Raw genomic sequence first — 2,630 nt, 5'->3', positions numbered from 1 at the left:
TAAATTTACTTTCGTAATTTGGGATTACTTAACTCTTGGCCAGTATTGAGTTATACTCTTTTCCTTTTTGAACATATGTATCTATGGATAATTGAATCAGTTCAAAATCTTTTTCATTCAATTCGCGGACGACTTTTCCAGGAGAACCGATGACAAGTGATCTCGGCGGTATTTTCTTCCCCGAAGGGATTAATGTGTTTGCTCCAATAATGCATTCTTCCCCTATTTCTACATGATCCAAAATAGTGGAGCCCATACCGATAATGGAGCGCTTTCCAATTTTACATCCATGTAAAATAACATTGTGCCCGACAGTGACCTCGTCTTCAATGATGACAGGATATCCTTCATACATATGGATGGTCGAATTATCTTGAATACTGCATCTTTGGCCGACTTTTACAGGACCTTCATCTCCGCGCAGGACCGCATTAAACCAGATGGTCGATTCCATTCCTACTGTGACATCACCGATCAAATAGGCTCCCGGGGCGACAAATACAGATGGATGAACTTCTGGAGCCGTTTGGTTATACGTTATTTTCATTACGCAACCTCCATTGAAATAATATTAAAAATTTATCGTCTCTTTTACTATAACATTTTTTCAAGGATGGTGAAAAATTTGAAACATGCATGTGAATTATTGGGCATCAAGTATCCGATTATCCAAGGCGGCATGGGCAATATTAGCAACGCCCAATTAACTTCAGCCGTCTCGGAGGCCGGCGGGTTGGGAACAGTGGGAGCGGGCACAATGCCGCCGGATGAGGTAGAGAAAATTATTATCGATATAAAGGGCAGGTCGCAGAAGCCTTTCTCATTGAATATCCCAATTTCTGTCACGGAGTATACAGACGAATTGATCGAAATGGCAATCAGGCATAAGGTTGCCGCAGTTTCTTTATCTGCCGGAAACCCCGCTCCATTCATCCCTGTTTTACAAAAAAACGGCATTAAGGCGATCGTGATTGCTGCATCTGTCAGGCATGCGGTAAAAGCGGAGGAAGCCGGGGCTGATCTGATTGTTGCCGAAGGTTTTGAAGCTGCCGGAATCAATTCCAGCCTGGAATTGACAACTTTTTCGCTTATTCCCCAAATTGTCGATAAGGTTAAAATCCCTGTTTTTGCGGCAGGAGGCATTGCAGATGGGAGGGGGCTGGCCGCTGCCCTCATGCTTGGAGCGAGCGGTGTCCAGATGGGAACAAGGTTTATCGCTGTAAAGGAAGCGCCGTTCCATGAGGAATATAAGCAGAAGGTTCTTAATTCCGACGATCTGGGCACAGTCATTCTGGGCCGTTCTTTTGGAAGAGTCAGAAGGGTACTAAAAGGAGAGTACGCTGCTTCATTAATTGCTGCGGAGAAAAAAGGCATGACAGCAGAGGAATTTTTGGAAAAGACCTCTGAGCCGTTTCATATTAAAGGAGCTCTGCATGGAGATTTTGAGAGAGGCTATGTAAATGGAGGACAGGCAGCCGGGCTGATTCAGCATATTCCATCTGTCAAGCAGCTGCTTGAAGAAATGATGGATCAATCCCGGAATCAAATAAAACAAGTGTATGATCAATTCCAGTAATGGTGAACTGATAGGAGCGCCCGGCCGATGATTGCCGGGCGTATTTTTTTAAAAGGAAAGTATAAATTTTTCATGNTGAAGAAATGATGGATCAATCCCGGAATCAAATAAAACAAGTGTATGATCAATTCCAGTAATGGTGAACTGATAGGAGCGCCCGGCCGATGATTGCCGGGCGTATTTTTTTAAAAGGAAAGTATAAATTTTTCATGGGTATTCATATAAAAGTATTGTTGCTTTGTCCAGTTCAAGCGCCCAGCGACTAGTAAACTTCGCACTTTTTCTTACGCAATTTCGCTTGGGTTAATTTGCATGAAGGGTGGCAAACATTTAATATAGTAATTGAAATATGGAAGGGGGAACGAAGATGAGTATACATATAAATGCGCCTGAATCTGCCATCGCGGAGACTGTTCTACTGCCGGGTGACCCGCTGCGAGCCAAATACATTGCCGAAACTTTTTTGGAAAATGCAAGATGCTATAACACTGTTCGAAATATGCTTGGATATACAGGAGAATACAAGGGCAAAAGAATTTCCGTCCAGGGGACCGGAATGGGTGTGCCGTCTATTTCCATCTATATTAATGAACTTATGGAAAGCTACCATGTACAAAATTTGATCCGCGTTGGAACTTGCGGTGCGATTCAAAAAGGTGTTAAGGTAAGGGATGTCATTCTTGCGATGTCCGCCTCAACCGATTCCCAGATGAACCGATTGACATTTAACGGCATTGATTATGCGCCAACTGCATCGTTTGACCTTCTGAAAAGAGCATATGATGAAGGTGTGAATAAGGGGCTGCATTTAAAGGTAGGGAATGTTTTTACGGCAGACATGTTTTATAATGATAATGCCGAGCATGAGAAGTGGGCACAATACGGCATTTTGGCGCTTGAAATGGAGACTGCTGCACTTTATACATTGGCAGCAAAGTTCGGCCGCAATGCCCTGTCCATTTTGACGGTGAGCGACCATATATTGACTGGTGAACTGACGACAGCAGAAGAACGCCAGACAACCTTCAATGATATGATCGAAGTAGCTTTGGAA

The 2,630-nt window shown here is 43.4% G+C and carries 3 protein-coding genes; 2 read left to right on the top strand and 1 reads right to left on the bottom strand.

The window, feature by feature from the left end:
• Positions 1-28: 28 nt before the first annotated feature.
• Positions 29-547 carry a gamma carbonic anhydrase family protein gene (locus tag D4N35_RS17610; protein WP_120075995.1) on the bottom strand — a complete coding sequence of 173 codons (519 nt, stop codon included), beginning with the start codon at positions 545-547 and terminating at the stop codon, positions 29-31.
• 78 nt (positions 548-625) lie between these two features.
• On the opposite strand from D4N35_RS17610, the gene D4N35_RS17605 reads away from it, so the two are divergent.
• Positions 626-1,576, top strand: coding sequence for an NAD(P)H-dependent flavin oxidoreductase (locus tag D4N35_RS17605; protein ID WP_235870429.1), 951 nt, complete (start codon positions 626-628; stop codon positions 1,574-1,576).
• Between the two features lie 367 nt (positions 1,577-1,943).
• Positions 1,944-2,630, top strand: a 687-nt coding sequence (deoD, locus tag D4N35_RS17600) for a purine-nucleoside phosphorylase (RefSeq protein ID WP_120075992.1), incomplete at its 3' end; no start/stop codon positions are given.

The organism is Siminovitchia fortis, from assembly GCF_003605365.2.
Classification (GTDB): domain Bacteria; phylum Bacillota; class Bacilli; order Bacillales; family Bacillaceae_C; genus Siminovitchia; species Siminovitchia fortis.
The sequence above is the reverse complement of the archived record's forward strand: the minus strand, read 5'-3'. Positions and strand labels throughout refer to the sequence as shown.